The sequence below is a fragment of the Streptomyces sp. NPDC020801 genome, from assembly GCF_044334385.1.
Taxonomy (GTDB): domain Bacteria; phylum Actinomycetota; class Actinomycetes; order Streptomycetales; family Streptomycetaceae; genus Streptomyces.
On record NZ_JBIRST010000003.1, the window covers coordinates 454918 to 474922 of the forward strand.

Annotated in this window: 15 protein-coding genes; 8 read left to right on the forward strand and 7 right to left on the reverse strand. The window is 73.7% G+C overall.

The features are described from left to right. From ACH4UM_RS09455 to rsmH, 4 genes are all read right to left on the reverse strand, one after another. Window positions 1-1665 (reverse strand): UDP-N-acetylmuramoyl-L-alanyl-D-glutamate--2,6-diaminopimelate ligase, encoded by a 1665-nt coding sequence (locus ACH4UM_RS09455; protein ID WP_398175771.1) that lies wholly within the window; start codon window positions 1663-1665, stop codon window positions 1-3. Between the two features lie 189 nt (window positions 1666-1854). Then, window positions 1855-3828 (reverse strand): peptidoglycan D,D-transpeptidase FtsI family protein, encoded by a 1974-nt coding sequence (locus tag ACH4UM_RS09460; protein ID WP_398175773.1) that lies wholly within the window; start codon window positions 3826-3828, stop codon window positions 1855-1857. 5 nt (window positions 3829-3833) lie between these two features. Then, window positions 3834-4469: a septum formation initiator family protein gene (locus ACH4UM_RS09465; protein ID WP_398175775.1), complete on the reverse strand. Its 636-nt coding sequence runs from the start codon at window positions 4467-4469 to the stop codon at window positions 3834-3836. Window positions 4470-4482: 13 nt separating this feature from the next. Then, the gene (gene rsmH / locus ACH4UM_RS09470) at window positions 4483-5439 is read right to left on the reverse strand and encodes a 16S rRNA (cytosine(1402)-N(4))-methyltransferase RsmH (protein ID WP_398175777.1); all 957 of its coding nucleotides are present in this window, start codon (window positions 5437-5439) and stop codon (window positions 4483-4485) included. Between the two features lie 425 nt (window positions 5440-5864). Between rsmH and ACH4UM_RS09475 the strand changes: the two genes are divergently transcribed. From ACH4UM_RS09475 to ACH4UM_RS09490, 4 genes are all read left to right on the forward strand, one after another. Further along, window positions 5865-6410 (forward strand): beta-class carbonic anhydrase, encoded by a 546-nt coding sequence (locus tag ACH4UM_RS09475; protein ID WP_398175779.1) that lies wholly within the window; start codon window positions 5865-5867, stop codon window positions 6408-6410. A 272-nt stretch (window positions 6411-6682) separates the two neighbouring features. Next, window positions 6683-7720 (forward strand): AAA family ATPase, encoded by a 1038-nt coding sequence (locus tag ACH4UM_RS09480; RefSeq protein WP_398175781.1) that lies wholly within the window; start codon window positions 6683-6685, stop codon window positions 7718-7720. Next, window positions 7720-9111: a DUF58 domain-containing protein gene (locus ACH4UM_RS09485; protein ID WP_398175783.1), complete on the forward strand. Its 1392-nt coding sequence runs from the start codon at window positions 7720-7722 to the stop codon at window positions 9109-9111. The genes ACH4UM_RS09480 and ACH4UM_RS09485 overlap by 1 nt, the downstream gene beginning before the upstream one ends. A gap of 67 nt (window positions 9112-9178) precedes the next feature. Further along, on the forward strand, window positions 9179-11563 hold the full coding sequence (locus ACH4UM_RS09490) for a DUF3488 and DUF4129 domain-containing transglutaminase family protein (RefSeq protein WP_398175785.1): 2385 nt from the start codon (window positions 9179-9181) through the stop codon (window positions 11561-11563). Between the two features lie 411 nt (window positions 11564-11974). Here ACH4UM_RS09490 and ACH4UM_RS09495 read toward each other — a convergent pair whose 3' ends face one another. The 3 genes from ACH4UM_RS09495 to ACH4UM_RS09505 form a co-directional block, all read right to left on the reverse strand. Then, window positions 11975-12364, reverse strand: a complete 390-nt coding sequence (locus tag ACH4UM_RS09495; protein ID WP_398175787.1) for a DUF3040 domain-containing protein — start codon at window positions 12362-12364, stop codon at window positions 11975-11977. A 296-nt stretch (window positions 12365-12660) separates the two neighbouring features. Further along, on the reverse strand, window positions 12661-13431 hold the full coding sequence (locus ACH4UM_RS09500) for a methyltransferase (RefSeq protein ID WP_398175789.1): 771 nt from the start codon (window positions 13429-13431) through the stop codon (window positions 12661-12663). A gap of 186 nt (window positions 13432-13617) precedes the next feature. Continuing rightward, window positions 13618-14181 carry an SAV_6107 family HEPN domain-containing protein gene (locus ACH4UM_RS09505; protein ID WP_398175791.1) on the reverse strand — a complete coding sequence of 188 codons (564 nt, stop codon included), beginning with the start codon at window positions 14179-14181 and terminating at the stop codon, window positions 13618-13620. 161 nt (window positions 14182-14342) lie between these two features. Here ACH4UM_RS09505 and ACH4UM_RS09510 point away from each other — a divergent pair, with 161 nt between their 5' ends. The 4 genes from ACH4UM_RS09510 to ACH4UM_RS09525 all read left to right on the forward strand — a co-directional run bounded on the left by ACH4UM_RS09510 (window position 14343) and on the right by ACH4UM_RS09525 (window position 19954). Continuing rightward, the gene (locus tag ACH4UM_RS09510) at window positions 14343-15209 is read left to right on the forward strand and encodes an ATP-binding cassette domain-containing protein (RefSeq protein ID WP_398175793.1); all 867 of its coding nucleotides are present in this window, start codon (window positions 14343-14345) and stop codon (window positions 15207-15209) included. Beyond that, window positions 15181-17265, forward strand: a complete 2085-nt coding sequence (locus ACH4UM_RS09515) for a YhgE/Pip family protein (protein ID WP_398175795.1) — start codon at window positions 15181-15183, stop codon at window positions 17263-17265. Before ACH4UM_RS09510 ends, ACH4UM_RS09515 begins: the two co-directional genes overlap by 29 nt. A gap of 73 nt (window positions 17266-17338) precedes the next feature. Beyond that, window positions 17339-17968: a TetR/AcrR family transcriptional regulator gene (locus ACH4UM_RS09520; protein ID WP_398175797.1), complete on the forward strand. Its 630-nt coding sequence runs from the start codon at window positions 17339-17341 to the stop codon at window positions 17966-17968. A 435-nt stretch (window positions 17969-18403) separates the two neighbouring features. Further along, entirely contained in the window at window positions 18404-19954 is a 1551-nt protein-coding gene (locus tag ACH4UM_RS09525) for a phytoene desaturase family protein (protein WP_398175799.1), read from the forward strand. Window positions 19955-20005 lie beyond the last annotated feature (51 nt).

The window sequence follows — 20005 nt, forward strand, 5'->3', positions numbered from 1 at the left end:
TCATCCCTGGGTCTGCTGGATAGCTTCGCGAAGCACCTGGCGGTCGTCGAAGGGACGGACCACTCCGGCGATGTCCTGGCCCTGCTCGTGGCCCTTGCCCGCGACCAGCACGGTGTCCCCGGCCTGCGCGCGGGCGACGGCGGCGGCGATCGCGGCGGCCCGGTCCTCGAACAGGAGCACCTCCCCGCGCTCGTGCGCGGGCACGGAGGCCGCGCCCTGGAGCATGGTGGCGAGGATCGCGAGGGGGTCCTCGGAGCGGGGGTTGTCGGAGGTCAGTACGGCCGTGTCGGCGAGCCGGGCCACGGCGGCGCCCATCGGCGCACGCTTCGTCCGGTCCCGGTCGCCGCCGCAGCCGAGCACGACGTGCACGCGGCCCTTGGTGACCTTGCGCAGGGCCTTGAGGACCGACTCCACGGCGTCCGTCTTGTGGGCGTAGTCGACGACGGCGAGGTAGGGCTGGCCGGCGTCCACGCGCTCCAGCCGGCCCGGTACGCCCGGCACGGCGGCGATGCCGTCGGCGGCGGTCTGCGGATCGAGGCCGGCGGCGGCCAGGGCGACGATGGCGGCGAGGGTGTTGGCGACGTTGAAGGGGCCCGGCAGGGGCGACCTGGCGGTGATCCGCCGCCCTTCGGGGCCGATCACGGTGAACGTGGAGTCCATCGGGCCGACCTGGACGTCCTCGGCGCGCCAGTCGGCGTCCGGGTGGCCCTCGGCGGAGAAGGTGACGACGGGGACCGTGGCCTCACCGGCGAGCCGGCGGCCGTACTCGTCGTCGTGGTTGACCACGCCGAGCCGGCTGCGTTCCGGCGTGAACAGCCGTGCCTTGGCCCGGAAGTAGTCCTCCATGTCGGAGTGGAACTCCATGTGCTCCGGGCTGAGGTTGGTGAAGACGCCGATGTCGAAGACGCAACCGTCGACACGGCCGAGCACCAGGGCGTGGCTGGAGACCTCCATGGCCACCGCCTCGACACCGCGCTCGCGCATGACGGCGAACAGGGCCTGCAGGTCGGTGGCTTCGGGGGTGGTGCGCTCGGACTTGATGCGCTCCTCGCCGATGCGCATCTCGACCGTGCCGATCAGCCCGGTGGACTTCAGCGTTTTCAGGCCACCCTCGACGAGGTAGGCCGTGGTGGTCTTGCCGGAGGTGCCGGTGATGCCGATCTGGAGCAGGTCGCGGCCGGGGTGACCGTAGATGGTGGCGGCCAGCTCGCCCATCGACCCGCGCGGGCCGTCGACGACCAGGACCGGCAGGCCGGCGGCGGCGGCGCGCTCGGCGCCGGACGGGTCGGTGAGCACGGCGACCGCGCCGAGGCTCGCCGCCTGGGTGACGAAGTCGGCGCCGTGCGCGCGGGCGCCGGGCAGGGCGGCGTACAGGTCACCGGGGCGCACGGCGCGCGAGTCATGGGTGATGCCCGTGATCTCGGCTGCGCGCCCCGGACCGTCCGGCTGCTCGGCACCCAGCTGATCGGCGAGCTCCGCGAGGGGTGTGGCGGAGACCTGAACCGGTCGCGGCGGTCCCGGATATGTCACGGAAGCGCCCTTCTGGGTGGTTTGGGACTGATCAGCGTGTGGCACGGCGGTGAGCGTACCGGGCCTACCCGTCCGGGGGCGAAGTGAGGCCTCGGGCGGGGTGCGGTTGCCGGGGTCGGGGGTGATCGTCGTCACGGGCTGGTTCCTGATCGGTCCGTTCGGGTGATGCCGGGCGCGGGCGGTCCTGGTGGGGGTGGGGGCGGGCGGTGCGGGCGTCCTGGTGGGTGCGGGGGCGGGCGGTGCGGGCGGTCCTTGGGCTGGCGGGGGGCCGTGGCGGTGGTTGTGGTGGTGGTTGTGGTGCTGGTGGTGCGGGCGCCGAGGCGGTCAGGGCTTGAAGTCGACGGGCAGGTTCGCGGCATCGGCCCCGGTCGGCGGCACCTGGAGTGTCTTCAGGGCGAACTCCATGACCTGCTTGTAGATCGGGCCGCAGATCTGGCCGCCGAAGTAGCTGCCCTTGGTGGCGTTCTGGATCGCGCAGTAGACGGTGATGCGGGGGTTGTCGGCGGGGGCGAACCCGGCGAAGGAGGAGGTGTAGCCGCGGTATCTGCCGGTGGCCGGATCCACGCGGTTGGCCGTACCGGTCTTGCCCGCGACACGGTAGCCGGGGATGCGCGCCTTGATGCCGGTGCCCTGTTCGTCGTCCACCACGGACTCCAGCATCTGGGCGAGCTCCTTCGCCGTCTTCGCGCTCACGACCCGGTTCTTCGCGGGCTTCGGGGCGGGGGTGAAGCGGCCGTCGGCCCCCCTGGTGCCGCGCACCAGGGTCGGCTGGACGCGGACGCCTCCGTTGGCGATGGTCGAGTACACGGAGGCCGCCTGCAGGGCGTTGATGGAGAAGCCCTGGCCGAAGGGAATCGTGTACTGCTGCGAAGTGGACCACTTGTCGGCGGGGGCGAGGATGCCCCGGGTCTCGCCGGGGAAGCCGAGCCCGGTCCGCTCGCCGATGCCGAACTTGCGCAGGTACGAGTGGAGGACCCTGTTGGCCTCCGGCTGGGTCCTGCCGAGCTGGCCGGTGGCCAGGATGGTGCCGATGTTGCTGGACTTGGCGAGCACGCCGTTGAGCGTGAGGTACCAGGTGTCGTGGTCGACGTCGTCCTGGAAGAGCCGGTCGCCGCGGTGCAGCCGGTTGGGCACGACGACGTGCGTGAGCGGTGTGGCCGCGCCCTGCTGCAGGACGGCGGCCATCGACATGACCTTGGCGGTGGAGCCCGGCTCGTAGGCGTCCTGGACCGCGGCGTTGCCCAGTGCGGCCGGGTCGGCGTGGGTGAGGTCGTTGGGGTTGAAGCCGGGCGCGTTCGCCATGGCGAGGATCTCGCCGGTCCCGGTGTCCTGCACGATCACGTAGCCCCGGTCCGCCCCGGACTTCTTCACCTGCTCGGTGATGGCGTTCTGGGCGGCCCACTGGATGTCGCGGTCGATGGTGAGCTCCACGTCGGAGCCGGCGACCGCGGGGGTCTCGGTGGAGCCCGCGGTGGGCACCTCGCGGCCGCCGGACTGGGCGTAGCGGATCTGGCCGGGCTTGCCGGACAGCTGCTTGTTCAGCTGCTGCTCGATGCCGCCGCCGCCCTTGCCCTCGGCATTGACCCAGCCCAGTATCCCGGCGGCGAGGTCGCCGCCCGGGTACACGCGTGTGCTGCTGGGGTCGGCGAAGACGCCGGCGAGGACGTTGACGGTGGACTTGTCCGAGCGGGACTTCTTGGTGAGCGCGGCCTTCAGGTCCTTGATCTGCTTCCAGACCTGCGGGGTCCGGCGGCGGGCCAGCAGGACGTACCGGGTGTTCCGGGTGTGGAGCTTCTTGGCGACGGCGGCCTGGTCCTGGCCGAGGATCGGGGCGAGGAGGGCGGCCGCCCGCTCCGGTCCGTCGCCGATCTTCAGCTGGCCGCGCGTGAACATCGTGGGGTCGGCCGTGATGTCGTCGGCGTCCACGCTGCTGGCCAGGGTGACGCCGTTGCGGTCGGTGATGCCGCCCCGCTCGGCGGCGATCGTGTGGACCACGTACCGGTTCTCGTCGGCCTTGGCGGCGTACGCGCTCGCGTCGACGGCCTGCACCTGGAGCAGCCTTACGACGAAGACGAGCAGCACCAGGGTCAGCGCGAGGGCGACCATGCGCAGCCGGGGGCGGGGGCTGCCGAGCCGGAGGACGCGCACGGGCGGTGGCCGCCAGCCCTGGCCCGGGCGGCGGACCGGCCGGGCGCCGGAGCCGGGGCGCTGCCGGGTGTCCGGGCGCTGCCGGGCACCGGGGCGGGCGGGCCCGGCCGGTCCGGGCACACGGCGACGCGGCGCTTCCCTGTCGGACACTTCCGTCACCTGCCGGGGGTCGTGGTCGTGGCGGGCCGGGGCGCGACCGGGACGTCCGTCGCGGCCGGGTCGGAGGGTGGAGCGCCGGACGGGGCCGCCGGCGGCACGGTATCGGGGGCCGTCGAGGCCGGGTCGGGGGGCGGGGTACCGGACGGGGCCGCCGGCGGCACGGTGCCGGGGGCCGTCGGGGTCGTGCCGTCCGCGGGGGACGGCGGTTCCACGAACTCCTCGGGCGGCCGAACCGACACCGGCAGGTCCTGAAAGGCGGACTGGTCGGCGGCGGCCGCGGAGGGGACGCCCTTCACGGTGCCGTCGGGGCCCAGGAAGGCCGGGTCGCCGCCGGGCACCATGCCGAGCTCGTGGGCGCGGCGCTGGAGGGCGTCGGGGGCGGAGTAGGAGTCGATGTCCCGTTGGAGGGCCTGCTCCTCGTCGGTGAGGTTCTTGGTGTCCTTCTGCAGGTCGTCGAGCTGGAAGGCACCTTCGCTGAGAGCCGAGTTCAGCACCAGCAGGCCGATGAGGCCGCCGCCGAGGAGCAGCACGACGAGCAGGACGAAGGGGGTGCGGGCGGCCTGCTGCCGGTTCGCCGGGAAGAGCCGCGCCAGCCGGGCGGCGCGGCCCTTCAGTTCGGGTTTCCTGCTCACCTGTGGCCCTGCCTCACTCGACGTCCTCCCTGACGCGCTCGGCCCCGCGCAGCCGGGCCGGTGCCGCCCTCCGGTTCTCGGCGATCTCCTCCTCGGTGGGAAGTTCGGCACCGCGCGTCAGCAGCTTGAGCCGGGGCTGGTAGCGCTCGGGCACGACCGGGAGCCCGGGGGGCGCGGTCGACGTGGCGCCGGCCGCGAACACCTGCTTGACCAGACGGTCCTCGAGGGAGTGGTACGACAGCACCGCGATCCGTCCGCCCACGTCGAGCGCCTTCACGGCAGCCGGGATCGCCCGTTCCAGGACCGCGAGTTCGCCGTTGACCTCGATGCGCAGCGCCTGGAAGGTGCGCTTGGCCGGGTTGCCGCCGGTGCGCTTGGCGGCCTGGGGCAGCGCGTCGCGGATCAGCTCCACCAGCCGGGCGCTGTTGGTGAACGGCTCCTTCTCCCGCCCGCGCACGATCGCGGCCACGATCCGCTTGGCCTGCTTCTCCTCGCCGTAGGCGCGCAGGATGCGGACCAGTTCGCCGGCCGGATAGGTGTTGAGGACCTCGGCCGCGCCGATGCCGGTGCTCTGGTCCATGCGCATGTCCAGGGGTGCGTCCTGGGCGTAGGCGAAGCCGCGGTCGGCCTCGTCCAGTTGCATGGAGGAGACGCCGAGGTCGAACAGGACGCCCTGCACGCGCCGGATGCCGAGCCGGTCGAGTACGTCGGGCAGCTCGTCGTAGACGGCGTGCACCAGGGTGGCCCGCTCGCCGAAGGGGGCGAGCCGCTCGCCGGACAGGCGCAGCGCCTCCTTGTCCCGGTCCAGGGCCACGAGCCGCGCCTGGGGAAAGCGGGTGAGCAGCGCCTCGCTGTGGCCGCCCAGGCCGAGGGTGCAGTCGACGGCCACCGCTCCCGGCCGCTCCAGGGCGGGCGCCAGCAGATCCAGGCACCGCTGGAGCATCACGGGGACGTGTCGGCTGTCGCTCAAGGGGCCCTCTCAGGTCCGGCGCGGGCCGCACGCACCGCCGGGTCCCCGACCGCTCAGGTACGAAGCGGCCCCGCCGGCGCCGGAAGCGTCAGCCGGCCGGGAGCGGGAAAAGGCCGAGCCGTACGTACGCGCCGCGCACGTGGGGAGACCGGCCGGGCGTGTGCCGGGGCCTCCGGGGAATTGCAGTCCAGCAGGGAGGGCCGCGCCTCCCGCTTCGCGTCACTTTAGTCCACCCTGTCTCCCGGTCAATCAACCGGCCTGCGCGTCGCCCGGCGGAGTACCGGCGACACGGCGATTCGAAAAGATTCACCCGTACGGATCCGGGTTTGCCCTGCGTGTGGAGTCGCTCACAACAAGCCACGATGGCCTTCTTTGTCCTGTCTCACAGCAGGACCGGAACAGGCATGACCAGTAACGTCATGAGTATGACGACTTCTGCAGCAGTTCCCACCGGACCCGAGGGCGCCATAACGGGCGGCACCGTCACCGACCGCCTCGTCGAGGCGAACGGGCGTTACGCCGACGCCTTCAGCGACCCCGGCATGGACGCCCGCCCCGTGCTCCGCGTCGCGGTCGTGGCCTGCATGGACGCCCGTATCGACCTGCACGCCGCGCTCGGCCTGCAGCTCGGCGACTGTCACACCATCCGCAACGCCGGCGGAGTGGTCACCGACGACGTGATCCGTTCGCTGACCATCAGCCAGCGGGCGCTCGGCACCCGAAGCGTGGTGCTGATCCACCACACCGGCTGCGGCATGGAGACCGTCACCGAGGACTTCCGGCACGACCTGGAGATGGAGGTGGGCCAGCGCCCCTCCTGGGCCGTGGAGGCCTTCCGCGACGTCGACCAGGACGTGCGGCAGTCGATGCAGCGCGTGCGCACCTCGCCGTTCCTGGTGCACACCGACGACGTGCGCGGCTTCGTCTTCGACGTCAAGACAGGCCTGCTGCGCGAGATCGACCCGGCCTGATCGCCGGCCCCATCCTGGATATTCCGCAACCGGCGCGCCACCGTCATCTGCAAAAGGCCCTAAGACCCGACATATCGCGGCCAGTTGTCCACAGGCGAGTGACACGAATCGGTAACGGCGGCAAGAATGCGGGGTGCGGCGTCACGCGGGACCTTTCCCGCGTGGTGTCCGTGTTTCGGGGCGGGCCGGTCCGCGCAGCAGCGCGCCGGCCCGGAAAGTTTGGGGAACCCCCTGCTCTTCCAAGGGCGCGGGTAAGGGCCGAGGAGGGCCGGGTGACGACCTATGACGATCGAGCGAGCCTCACTGATCTGACCGCCACTGTGGAGCGGGTCCGCAGTTCGGTGGAAGGAGTGATCGAGGGCAAGCCCGAGGTCGTACGGCTTTCGCTGACCGTGCTGCTGGCCGAGGGACATCTTCTGATCGAGGACGTTCCCGGGGTGGGCAAGACGATGCTCGCCAAGGCGCTGGCACGGTCCATCGACTGTTCGGTGCGGCGCATCCAGTTCACGCCCGACCTGCTGCCCTCGGACATCACCGGTGTGTCCATCTGGGACCAGCAGCGCCGGGACTTCGAGTTCAAGCCGGGCGCCATCTTCGCGCAGATCGTGATCGGCGACGAGATCAACCGCGCCTCGCCCAAGACCCAGTCGGCGTTGCTGGAGTCCATGGAGGAGCGCCAGGTCACCATCGACGGGCAGACCTACGAACTGCCCAGCCCCTTCATGGTGGTGGCCACGCAGAACCCGGTCGAGATGGAGGGCACCTACCCGCTGCCCGAGGCCCAGCGGGACCGCTTCATGGCCCGCGTGTCGGTGGGGTATCCGAGCGTCGAGGCCGAGTTGCAGATGCTGGACGTGCACGGCGGTGTCTCTCCGCTGGAGGACCTCCAGCCGGTGGCGCACGCTCACGACGTGGTGAAGCTGATCGAGGCGGTGCGCGGCGTCCACGTCGCCGAACCGGTCCGGCGGTACGCGGTGGACCTGGTTGCCGCCACCCGCACCCACTCCGACCTCAGACTCGGCGCCTCCCCGCGCGCGACGCTGCACCTGCTGCGCGCGGCGAAGGCGTCCGCCGCCCTGAGCGGCCGGGAGTACGCGCTGCCGGACGACGTGCAGGCGCTCGCCGTCTCCGTCCTGGCCCATCGGCTGCTGCCCACCGCCCAGGCCCAGCTCAACCGCCGTACGGCGGAGCAGGTCGTCCAGGAGATCCTGCAGCACACCCCGGTGCCCGCGGCGCCCCAGCAGCAGGCCGGGCTCGGCCTGGGCCGCACCGCGCCGGAGTTCGGCCGGCAGCAGCCGCGGAGGCTGTGATGGCCACCGTGGCCACCGCGGGGACGGCGCGCGCGGAGGACGACCGGGGCGAAGGGGGCGGCGTCCGCACCGCGCTGGCCGGCCTGACCACCCGCGGACGTTCCTTCCTGGCCGCCGGAGTGGCCGCCGCGGTCTGCGCGTACGTCCTCGGCCAGCCCGACCTGCTGCGGGTCGGGCTGCTGCTCGCGGTGCTGCCGCTGGTCTGCGCGACGGTGCTCTACCGCACGCGCTACCGGGTCGCCGGCAGCCGGCGGCTCTCCCCCGCGCGCGTGCCGGCGGGCAGCGAGGCCCGGGTGCACCTGCGGATGGACAACGTCTCCCGCCTGCCCACGGGCCTGCTGATGCTCCAGGACCGGGTGCCCTACGTGCTCGGGCCGCGGCCCCGTTTCGTGCTCGACCGGGTGGAGCCGGGCGGCCGCCGTGAGGTGTCCTACCGGGTCCGCTCCGACCTGCGCGGCCGCTATCCGCTCGGGCCGCTGCAACTGCGGCTGACCGACCCGTTCGGGATGTGCGAGCTGACCCGCTCCTTCTCGACGTACGACACCCTCACCGTCATCCCGCGCGTGGAGCCGCTGGCGCCGGTGCGGCTGAGCGGCGAGGCCAAGGGGTACGGCGACGGACGGCAGCGTTCGCTGGCGCTGGCGGGCGAGGACGACGTCATCCCGCGCGGGTACCGGTACGGCGACGACCTGCGCCGTGTGCACTGGCGCTCCACCGCGCGCTACGGCGAGCTGATGGTGCGGCGCGAGGAGCAGCCGCAGCGCGCCCGCTGCACGGTGCTCCTGGACACCCGGGCACTCGCCTTCCGGGGTGCCGGGCCGGACTCCGCCTTCGAGTGGGCGGTGTCGGGCGCCGCGTCGGTGCTGGTGCACATGCTGGAGCGGGGCTTCTCGGTACGGCTCCTGACGGACACCGGCAGTTCGGTGCCCGGCGAGGGCGGTGACGGGTTCGCGGGCGCGAGCCAGGAGTCGGCGGACGCGGCCGGGCTGATGCTGGACACCCTCGCGGTGATCGACCACTCGGACGGGGCGGGACTGTCCCGCGCGTACGACGTGCTGCGCGGCGGCAACGAGGGGCTGCTGGTGGCCTTCCTGGGCGACCTCGACGAACAGCAGGCCGCGCTGGCCGCCAGGATGAGCCGGCGCAGCGGCGGCGCGGTCGCCTTCGTGCTCGACAGCGAGGCCTGGGTGCGTGAACCGGCCGGCGTGCCGGGCCCGGTGTCCCTGGCCGGGGAGCGGCTGCGGATGCTGCGCGAGGCGGGCTGGACGGCCGTGAGCGTCCCACGCGGCGCCCCCCTGGACGAGGTGTGGCGCCAGGCGGACCGGGACCGCACGGGCCTCGGCGCGGCGGGCACGGCGGGCGGTCCGGGCTTGGGGAAGGGGTGGTCGTGAGCGGTGCGGCGGGGTGGGTCATGAGTGACGCGGCGGGCCGGGCGGCGGCCGTCCGGGAGGGACGGTCATGAGCGGGCGGAGCCGGCTGGCGTTGTGCGCTGCGGCGGCCACCTTGATGGCGGCGTGTGCGCTGCTGCCGCTGGTCTCCCCCGCGACCTGGATCGTGCAGGCCACGCTGATGCTGGCGGTGCAGACGGGCGTCGGCGCGGCGGCCAGGCGGGTGCCGCTGGCGCGGCCGCTGACGGTGGCGGCGCAGGCCCTGGTCACCCTGGTGCTGCTGACGCTGGTCTTCGCCCGCGGCCAGGCCCTGCTCGGGCTGGTCCCGGGCCCCGGCGCCCTCCGCCACCTGGCCGCGCTGTTGCGGCAGGGCGGCGACGACGTCGGCCGGTATGCGATCCCGGCACCGCTGACCGACGGCATCCGGCTGATGCTTGTCGGCGGCGTGCTGGTGATAGGGCTGATCGTCGACACCCTGGCGGTGACCTTCCGCAGCGCGGCCCCGGCGGGCCTGCCGCTGCTCGCGCTGTACTCCGTGGCCGCGGGGCTGTCCGGCGGCGGCGCCGACTGGCTGTGGTTCGTGGTCGCGGCCGCCGGCTATCTGATGCTGCTGCTGGCCGAGGGCCGGGACCGGCTCTCGCAGTGGGGCCGGGTCTTCGCCGGGGCGCCGCGCACTCCGGCCGGGGAGCCGAGCGGCGCGGTGGCGCCGGTGCGCACCGGGCGCCGCATCGGCGCGTTCGCGCTGGGCGTCGCCCTGATGGTGCCCCTCGTCCTGCCGGCGATGAGCGGCGGTCTGCTGGGCCCGGCCGGGACGGGTGTCGGCGCGGGCGTCGGGGGCGGCGGCACGATCTCCGCGGTGAACCCGCTGGTGTCACTGCGCGACAGCCTGAACGTCGACGAGGACCGCACGGTCATGACCCTGCGCACGAACTCCGCCGACACCTCCGGCCTGTACCTGCGGATCGTGTCCCTGGACGACTTCGACGGCACCACCTGGAAGCCGTCCCAGCGGCACATCGTCGGCGTGCCCGACCCGTTCCCCACCCCGGCCGGTCTCGGTGGCGACGTCAAGCGGGCGGAGATCACCACGACCGTCGCGGCGGCCGACTGGTACGCCCAGGACTGGCTGCCGATGCCCTACCCGCCGAGCGGCGTGCGGATCAAGGGCAGTTGGCGCTACGAGCCCGTGGGCATGACCCTCGTGGGCGACCACGGGCAGAACACGCGCGGGCTGACGTACCAGGTGAAGAGCCTGGACGTGCAGCCGACGGCGGAGCAGCTCGCCGATGCGCCGGAGCCGTCGCCGTCCCTGAAACGCGAGTACACCCAGGTGCCCAGGTCGCTGCCGGGCATCGTCTCGGTGACCGCGCGCGCGGTCACCCACGGCGCGGCGAACCACTACGAGCAGGCGGTCAAGCTCCAGGACTGGTTCGCCGTCGACGGCGGCTTCCAGTACGACACCCAGGTCGAGACCGGCAGCGGCTCCGAGGCGATCGCGCGGTTCCTGAAGGACAAGCGGGGCTTCTGCGTCCACTTCTCCTTCGCGATGGCCGCGATGGCCCGCACCCTCGGCATTCCGGCCCGGGTCGCGGTCGGTTTCGCGCCCGGGTCCCCGCAGGGCGACGGCACGGTCGCGGTGGGGCTGAAGGACGCCCACGCCTGGCCCGAGCTGTACTTCGAGGGCATCGGCTGGACCCGCTTCGAGCCCACTCCGACGCGCGGCACGGTGCCGTCCTACACCCAGTCGGACACACCCGGCACCACCCTTCCGGACCAGGCGGCGCCTTCCCAGCGTGCGAGCACGGCGCCCTCCACCGCTCCCTCGGCGAGCCAGAGCTGCTCGCCGGAACTGAAGCGGCTGCAGGAGTGCGCGATCCCGTCCGCACAGGCGGCGCTTCCCCACGACGACGGCGGCCCCAGGTGGTACGCGGTCCTGGCTTGGGCGCTGGGCGGCCTGGCCGTCGTCGTGCTCCCGCTGTCGCCCCTGCTGTGGCGCCGGCGGATGCGCTCGGTCCGGCTCGGCGCGCACGGGCGCGGTGCCGCGGACGTGGCGCCGCACACCCTGGCCGTCTGGCAGGAACTGACCGACACGGCCTGGGACTTCGGGATCCTGCCGGACGAGTCGCAGACGCCGCGCGGGGCGGCCGCCCGGATCGTCCGCCTCGGGCATCTCGATCCGGTGACCGCCGCCTCGGTGCACCGGCTGGCCGACGCCGTGGAACAGGTCCTCTACGCGCCGTGCCCGCGTCCGGTGGCGGGGCTCGCCGAGGACGTCCGCAGCGTCACCGAGGGTCTGCGCGGCACGGCCTCCCTCGGCACCAGAGCGCGCGCCACGTTCGCCCCCCGCTCCACGGCACGGCTGGCCTGGACGGCCTCGGCCCGGTGGGCCGCCCTCCGGTCCCGCGCGGCGGCCGCCCGCCCGACGCTGCGCAGGCCGTCGGGGCAGCAGGGCTGAGAGGGGCGGTACAGCGGCTTCGGCGTGTGGCTCCGGGACCACGGGCTTCGGCGTGTGGCTCCGGGACCACCCCCGACGCGCCACGGTCCCGGTTCGGGGCTCCGCGCGAAGGCCGGTACTGCCGGTGCCACCTGCGTCGGCGCCATGGCTCCGAGGGGGCGCAGGGGCCCGGTGGCGCAGGAACCGAGGGCCCGGGAGACCCCGGGACGGCGGTGACGTGCAGTGACGGCGGCCCCTCGGCCCCGGGAGTCGCTGTCGGTCCGGTCCGCCCGCCCGGTCCGCCCGCGCGGCACGGCCAGGGACGGCCCGGCGGACCGGACCGGCCGGAAAACCGGCATCCAGGACATGCCGAGGGGGTGACCACCGTCGGTGGTCACCCCCTCGGTGTGTCCAGGGGCGCTGCTCTCGCGCCTAGTGGCCCTGCTCGTCCCGGCGGCGCTGCCAGCGCTGTTCGATGCGGTCCATCATGGAGCGCTTCGGCCGGGCCTGACGGCGGGCGTGCGGGCCGCCGACGGCCTGCTCGCCGGGCCTGGGAGCCTTGCGCCAGCCGGTCACGGCCAGCACGGCGCAACCCAGCATGGCCAGGAAGCCCACCACGCTCACCCAGATCTGCTGGACGATCACACCTGCCATGAGGAGCGCGATACCCACGAGGAAGCCCGCAGCCGCCTGGTAGACCCGCCGCCGGGTGTACGTACGCAGCCCGCTTCCCTCGAGCGCCGACGCGAACTTGGGATCTTCGGCGTACAGCGCTCGCTCCATCTGCTCGAGCATGCGCTGCTCGTGCTCCGAGAGCGGCACGGAGTCCTCCTCATCGTGCAGTCGCCGGGGCGACCCGGGGGGTCCCTTCAGGATAGGCAGGGAATCGCCCCCGTGAAACCCGCCCCTCTGCGCCAATTGGCCAACCGGAATCCGCCACGAACAGCCCGGCTCGCTGAGGCTTCCATTCCCCGGCGGCCGACCCGTCATGCCGGACGGTCTCCCTCGATCATACGGCGCCAGGCCCACGATCGGGGGGCCTGTGGCGCACTCCATCCCCGGCCGGGACGCCGATCAGCGGCCCGTCCCGGGCGCCGGCCGTCACCCCGCGGGCCGGCTCAGGCCCCGGCGGGACCGCGGGTCTCGCCGAGCACGTGGAGCTGTGTGGCCACGGAGTGGAACGCCGGCAGTTCGGCCGCCGCCTCCTCCAGCTTCAACAGCGCCTCCAGGGCGCCGGGCTCGGTGTCCACCAGCACGCCGGGCACCAGGTCGGCGAAGATTCGTACGCCGTGCACCGCGCCGACCCGCAGCCCGGCGCCCTCGACCAGCGCCGTGAGCTGCTCGGCGGTGAAGCGGCGCGGCATCGGGTCACCCTCTCCCCAGCGGCCGTCGGGGTCGCCGAGGGCCTGCCGGGCCTCCTTGAAGTGGCCCGCCAGGGCGCGCGCGAGCACCGCGCCGCCGAGCCCGGCGGCGAGCAGGCTGAGGACGCCCTCGGAACGCAGGGCGGCGACCGCGTTGCGCACGCCCTCGGCGGGGTCGTCGACGTACTCCAGGACGCCGTGGCACAGCACGACGTCGTACCCGCCGCGCTCGACCACGTCGAAGAGCCCGTGGGCGTCGCCCTGCACACCGCGCACCCGGTCGGCCACACCGGCCTCGGCCGCCCGGCGCTCCAGCGCGAACAGCGCGTTGGGGCTGGGATCGACGACGGTGACCCGGTGGCCGAGGCGGGCGACGGGCACGGCGAAGTTGCCGCTGCCACCGCCGGCGTCGAGGACGTCCAGTGACTCCCGGCCCGTGGCCTTGACCCGGCGGTCCAGGGCGTCCTGGAGGACCTCCCAGACCACGGCGGTACGGAGAGAAGCGCGGGGGCGCATCGGGTCCGACACGGCAGTTGACTCCTCGAGGCGGCACCGCCTCTTGTACGGCGGAGCGATCGGGCTGCCTTCCCCGCCCGAACACGGGAGGAGAGAAGGCTTCAGGCGCCCTCCACCCTATTGCCTCCCCCGGCCTGCCTGCCCCCTGTCTCCGTCCCGCACCAGGGGATGTGCGGCCTCGGGACGCCTCCGGCCGGGTCAGCCCGCGTCCGGCATGTCGCGCGGGGCACGGGAGACGCCTGTCCCGTCCGGGTCCTGGCGTGGCTGCGGCAGCACGGGCTGGAGCACCAGCATCCGCTCGACGAGACGGATGAACATCGCCACGTCGCGTATCAGGTCGTCGGCGTCCCGGCGGCTCGCCGCGCCCTGGATGCCGGCCTCGGCCCGGGCGCGGCGGCGGGCGCCCGCGGCGAACAGCGCGCTCCACTCGGCGAGTTCGGGCGCGATCTCGGGGAGCACTTCCCAGGCGCTCCTGATCCGGGCCCGGCGCCGGGGTGTGGGCTCCGGGCGCCCGCGCGCGGCGAGCACGGCGGCCGCGGTGCGCAGGGCGGCGAGATGGGCCGTCGCGTACCGCTCGTTGGGCGCGGTGAGCACGGCGGCCTCGTCGAGCCCGGCGCGGGCCTGGGCGAGCAGATCGAGGGCGGCGGGCGGGGCCGTGGCCCGGCGGAGCACGGGGTGCACGTCGCTCGCCGGGCCGGTCAGTGAGGGGGCAGGGCCGGTGGCGCGGCGCCGATGGGCGGCGGCTGCGGACGAGTTGGCCATGACGAACCTCCTGTCGTCTGGGTCACGGCACGGGTGCCGTATATGCCCATCGTGAGGTATGGCACTGACAGTCCGTTCTGACCTGGCCTTTTGCTTCGATCGAAAGTTCGGGGTACTTTTTGCACTGACCAGTCAGTTCAAAAACTAGGGGGAGGGGAGCCGTGGACGGTCTCGGCATCACGGCCCGCGACTTCGGACTGCGCGGGCCCCGCGGCTGGGCGTTCCGCGGCATCGGTTTCGACGCGGAGCCCGGTTCGCTGATCGCGGTCGAGGGCCCGTCCGGTTCCGGGCGCACCTGCCTGCTGCTCGCGCTCACCGGGCGGATGAAACCCACCGAGGGAGTGGCCACCGTGGGCGGTTTCAAACCGCCCCGGCACATGTCCGCCCTGCGCCGGGCCGGCGCGCTCGCCAACGTCGCCGGTGTCACGGACCTCGAACCGGCCCTGACCGTCGGCGAGCACCTGCGCGAACGGGCGCTGCTGCAGCGCCGGTTCGGTGCCTCGTTGCGCGCGCTGCTGCGGCCCCGGGCCGAGCGGCGGGCCGAGGTCAAGCTGCTGATCGACGCCGCGCTGGACGCCGCCGGCCTCGACCTGGAGGCGCTGCCCAAGGGCGCCCGCACCGCGGTTCGCGATCTGGAGCGCCTGGAGGAGCTGCGCCTGTCCATCGCCCTGGCGCTGATGTCGCAGCCCGGGCTGCTCGCCGTCGACGACACCGACTTCAAGCTCTCGGACGCCGAACGGGCCGAGGTCTGGGCGCTGTTGCGGTCGATCGCCGAGTCCGGGACGACCGTGCTCGCGGTGTGCAGCGAGGCGCCGCAGGGGGCGGTGGTCGTCTCCACGAAGCCCGTGCGGACGACGGCGCCGGACGAGGCGGACACCGGGACCACCGGCGGCGAGACGGACCCCCGGGCCGTCGAGGACCTGACGAACGACCAGACCACCGGCGGCGAGACGGACCCCCGGGCCGAGGCCGCCACCGACGACGCTGAGGAGGCGGCCGATGCGCTCGCCGAAACTGGCCGCTCTTGAGCTGAGGCGCTTCGGGCGCGGAAAGCTGCCGCGGGCCGCCCTGGTCGCGCTGCTGGTGCTGCCGCTGCTGTACGGCGCGCTGTACCTGTGGTCCTTCTGGGATCCCTACGGCCGCCTGGACCGCATCCCCGTGGCGCTGGTGAACGACGACGAGGGGGCGACCGCCGACGGCAGGAGGATCACGGCCGGCGACGACCTCACCAAGGGGCTGCTGAAGAGCGAGGTGTTCGACTGGCACCGGGTGAGCGCCGACCAGGCCCGCCGGGGCGTCGAGGACGGCACGTACTACCTGTCGCTGACCATGCCCGCCGACTTCAGCGGGCGCATCGCCTCCAGCGCCGGCGACTCCCCCGAGACCAGCGCGCTCCAGGTCCGTACGAACGACGCCAACAACTACATCGTCGGGCAGATCTCCAAGACGGTGTTCAACGAGGTGCGCGCCGCCGCCTCCACCAAGACCTCGCGGTCCTTCCTGGACAAGATCTTCATCTCGTTCTCCGACATCCACGGCCAGACGGTCAAGGCCGCCGGCGGCGCCGACAAGCTCACCGGCGGCATCGGCAAGGCCGAGAAGGGCTCCAAGGAGCTCGCCGACGGGCTGGCGGAGGCCAAGAAGGGCACCGGCAAGCTGTCCAAGGGCCTCACCAGGCTTGACACCGGGGCGGGTGCCCTGGAGGACGGCTCACGGCAGGTGGCCGACGGCACACAGGCCCTCGCCGACAAGGTCAACGCCGTCGACGCCACGGCGGGACCGTTCCTGAAGGACAACGAGAAGACCATCGGCGACTCCGCGCGGCTGGTCGCGGACTCGGCCAGGGCGATCCGCCACAACCTCGACACCCTGGTGAACAGGGCCCCGGGCGCCGCCAGGGGCGCCCACGCGGCGGCCGCCGTCCTGGACGACATCTACACGCGGCGCTGCGAACAACCCGTGCTGCCCGACACCGCCTGCGCGGACCTGAAGAAGGCCAAGGACGCCGCGGCGGACGTGGCGACGATCGCCGACGACGTCAACACGCTGATCGCGGACGACGACGGCGACCTGAAGAAGCTCGACGCGAACCTCGCCACCCTCCAGACGCAGGCCCAGGCGCTCGCCGACCGCGCGCCGCACCTGTCCGAGGACCTCGACGACGCCGTCAAGAAGGTCAACAAGCTGAACGAGGGCGCGGGCAAGGTCGCCACGGGCGCCAAGAAGCTGCACGCCGGGATCGGCACGGCCACGACCGGCGCGTCGGACCTCGACACGGGCGTCGGCAAGCTCGCAACGGGCGCCGTGGACCTGAACGGCGGCATGTACAAGCTGGTGGACGGCTCGGGGAAGCTGGCCGGCGGGCTGCACCACGGTGCGAAGCAGATCCCCGACTACGGGAAGAAGGACCGCGACCAGCGCACCGGCGTCATGGCCGACCCGGTCCAGCTGGCCGCCCGGGATCTCCACCACGCGCCCAACTACGGCACGGGGTTCGCCCCTTACTTCATCCCGCTGTCACTGTGGGTGGGCGCCATGGTGGCGTACATGCTGATCCCGCCGATGAACCGGCGGGCGCTGGCCGCGGGTGCCTCGTCGTGGCGGATCGCGCTCGCGGGCTGGCTGCCGGTGGTGGTGGTCGGCGTGCTGCAGACGGCGGCCCTGATGGCGGTGCTGCACTGGGCGATCGGCCTGGAGATGACGCGCGCGGGAGGCACCATCGCCTTCCTCTTCCTGGCGGCGGCGTGCTTCGCGGCGATCGTGCAGTGGCTCAACGCGCGCTTCGGGCCGGCGGGCCGGATCCTCGTGCTCGCCCTGCTGATGCTCCAGCTCACCTCCGCGGGCGGCACCTACCCCGTGCAGACGAGTCCGGGCTTCTTCAACGCGATCCACCCCTTCCTGCCGATGAGCTACATCGTCCAGGCCCTGCGCCGGCTGATCACGGGCGGCGGTCTCGGCCCGGTGTGGCTGGCGTGCGCGGTGCTCACCGGCTTCACCGCGGCGGCGCTCGCGCTGACCGCGCTGTCGGCCCGGCGCCGCCAGGTGTGGACCCTGGACCGGCTGCACCCCGAGCTGAGCCTGTGATCTCGCCCTTGACCTCACCTTCCGTATCCCTTCCGTACCCTCCGAGGAGTCAGTTGCTGTGACAATCGGGGCCATGGAAAGCAGCAGCGCCACGCCGGGCGGCCGCACTCGACGCGAGGCCACCCGGCAGAAGCTCTACGAGGCGGCCGTCACGCTCATCGCCGAGCAGGGGTTCTCCGCCACCACGGTGGACGAGATCGCCGAGCGGGCCGGGGTCGCCAAGGGCACGGTCTACTACAACTTCGCGAGCAAGTCCGTCCTCTTCGAGGAGTTGCTGCGGCACGGCGTGGGCCTGCTCACCGCCTCCCTCCGGGAGGCGGCCGAGCGGACGGCGCGGGAGGGCGGCAGCAGGGTCGACGCCCTGGACGCCATGGTCCGGGCCGGGCTGGCCTTCATCGACCGCTACCCGGCCTTCACCCAGCTGTACGTGGCCGAGCTGTGGCGCACCAACCGGGCCTGGCAGTCCACGCTCATGGTGGTGCGGCAGGAGGCGGTCGCGGTCGTCGAGGGCGTGCTGCGCGAGGGCGTGGCAGGCGGCGAGTTCAGCGCGGAGATCGACGTCCCGCTGACCGCCGCCGCGCTGGTGGGCATGGTGCTGGTGGCCGCGCTGGACTGGAAGTCCTTCCAGCCGGAGCGCTCCCTGGACGACGTCCACGCGGCGCTGTCCCGCCTCCTGCAGGGCCGGATGAGCGGCAGCCGCTGACGGATCGACGCACGCGCAAGAGCGCCGGTGTGCCGTGGCCGCGTCCCCCGCGGCCGCCCCACACCGGCGCTTCCTCGTGCTCCCCCGTGCTCCCCCGTGCTCCCCCGATTCCCCCGTTGGGCCCCCGTTCGGTCGTTCCCCCGGGTTCCCCCGTGTCTCGCTCCCGCCGGCATGGGCCGGCGGAAGGAGCGGTCCAGGGCCGCGCCGTTCCGCCGCCCCGTGTCGGCGGTACCGGCGCCGTGCCCTTTTCCGTATCTCCACTCTCCCGTTCGCGCAGGTCGGCCCCCATCCGCCCGCGTACTCATCTCACCGACTAGGTACGGATACTCACCCCTGCGCGCTCAACCTCAGGGCGCCGCGCCCCCGGCCGGGAAAAGCCGCTGGTCACCGCCCCCGGAGCCGGGGCTGTCGGGGGCGGTCGATACAGTCGCGGGCATGGCACGGATTGCGGTGATCGGCGCCGGACTGGGCGCGATGGCGGCCGCTGCCCGGCTGGCCGTCGCGGGCCACCGGGTGACGGTGTACGAGCGTACGGAGACGTACGGCGGAGCGGTGCGCCGCTTCGAGCGGGACGGCTTCGCCTTCGACACCGGCCCCGGGCTGCTGCCGCTGCCCGCGGTCTACCGCGACCTGTTCGTCAAGACCGGCAAGGAGCCGCTGGAGGACCGCGTCGAGCTGGTCCAGGTCGACCCGTCGGCACGGCACGTCTTCGCGGACGGCACCACGGTGTCCCTGCCGAACGCCTCCCGCGCGGGTGTCGTCTCGGCGCTGGACGAGGCGCTCGGGGCGGGCGCGGGGCAGCGCTGGGGCGACTTCCTGGTACGGGCGCGCGAGGCCTGGGACCGCACCCGCCGGCCGCTGCTGGAGGAGCCGCTGTGGCCCAACTGGCAGGTGCTGGCCGGGCGCGAGCCCTATCCGTCGGTTCCGCACAAGCGGCTGCTGCGCACCCGCCGGGCCGGCACGCTCGCCGAGGTCGGCGCCTGGGAGCTGCGCGATCCGCGGCTGGCCGCACTCCTGGAGAGCCACGTGCTGGCGTACGGCCTCGACCCGCGCACCGCTCCGGCGAGCGCGGCCGTGCTGCCGTACCTGGAGCACGCCTTCGGCACCTGGTACGTGCGCGGCGGCCTGCGCGAGCTGGCGCGCGCCGTGCACGAGCGGTGTCTGGCCCGCAGGGTCGGGTTCGTCTTCGGCGCCGAGGTCACGCGGATCCTGGAGAAGGACGGCCGGGCTGCCGGTGTGGAGCTCGCCGGCGGAAAGGCGGCGGAGGCGGAGTTCGTGGTCGCCGGTGTGACGCCGGGTGCGCTGGAGCGCCTGGCCCCGGACCGGACGGCGCTGCGGGGGGAGGGCGAGGTGCCGCCGCAGCCGGGGGCGGCCAGTCGGCTGACGGTGCTGCTGGCGCTGCGCGGCGGGCGGCCGGAGGACGCGGCGCACCGCACGGTGGTGCACACCGGAGACCGCGGGGCCGAACTCGACGCCCTGTTCGGTCCGGCCGCCCCCGGGCTGCCCGGGCACCCCACGGTCACGGTGCTGCGCCCCGGCGATCCGGCACTGGTCCCGGACCCGGAGCACGAAGCGGTCACGCTCACGGCCACGGTTGCGGCGCTGCCGGGAGCGCCGGGAGAACCGGGAGAACCGGGAGAAGGGGACCGGGCCGGCAGGGAAGTCATGGACGCGCAGGCCGACCGTATGATCACCGCCGCCGAGCGTGCCGTACCCGGGCTCCGCGACCGCCTCCTGTGGCGCGAGGTGCGCACCCCCGCCGACATCGCGCAGGCCACGGGCGCGGAGGGGGGAGCCGTGCCCGCGCCGGCGCTCGCCGCGGCGGGGGGACGGCTGCTGCACCCGGCGAACTCCACCGGGCTCCAGGGACTGTTCACCGTGGGCGGCTGGTCGCACCCGGGCGGCGGACTGCCGCACGCGGGAATGTCGGGCGCGCTGGTGGCCGGGCTGATCGTGGAGGGCCCCGAGTTCCGCGGCTCCCGGTGAGCCTTCGGCCCCGGCCCTCCGGCTCGGCAGCCGGCTTCAAGAAACGGTACT

Excerpts from the sequence above, each read along its gene's own strand:
- ACH4UM_RS09525 (WP_398175799.1), top strand. The coding sequence starts at position 18,404 with ATGGCACGGATTGCGGTGATCGGCGCCGGACTGGGCGCGATGGCGGCC.
- ACH4UM_RS09475 (WP_398175779.1), top strand. The coding sequence starts at position 5,865 with ATGACGACTTCTGCAGCAGTTCCCACCGGACCCGAGGGCGCCATAACG.
- ACH4UM_RS09490 (WP_398175785.1), top strand. The coding sequence starts at position 9,179 with ATGAGCGGGCGGAGCCGGCTGGCGTTGTGCGCTGCGGCGGCCACCTTG.
- ACH4UM_RS09520 (WP_398175797.1), top strand. The coding sequence starts at position 17,339 with ATGGAAAGCAGCAGCGCCACGCCGGGCGGCCGCACTCGACGCGAGGCC.
- ACH4UM_RS09485 (WP_398175783.1), top strand. The coding sequence starts at position 7,720 with ATGGCCACCGTGGCCACCGCGGGGACGGCGCGCGCGGAGGACGACCGG.
- ACH4UM_RS09505 (WP_398175791.1), bottom strand. The coding sequence starts at position 14,181 with ATGGCCAACTCGTCCGCAGCCGCCGCCCATCGGCGCCGCGCCACCGGC.
- ACH4UM_RS09515 (WP_398175795.1), top strand. The coding sequence starts at position 15,181 with ATGCGCTCGCCGAAACTGGCCGCTCTTGAGCTGAGGCGCTTCGGGCGC.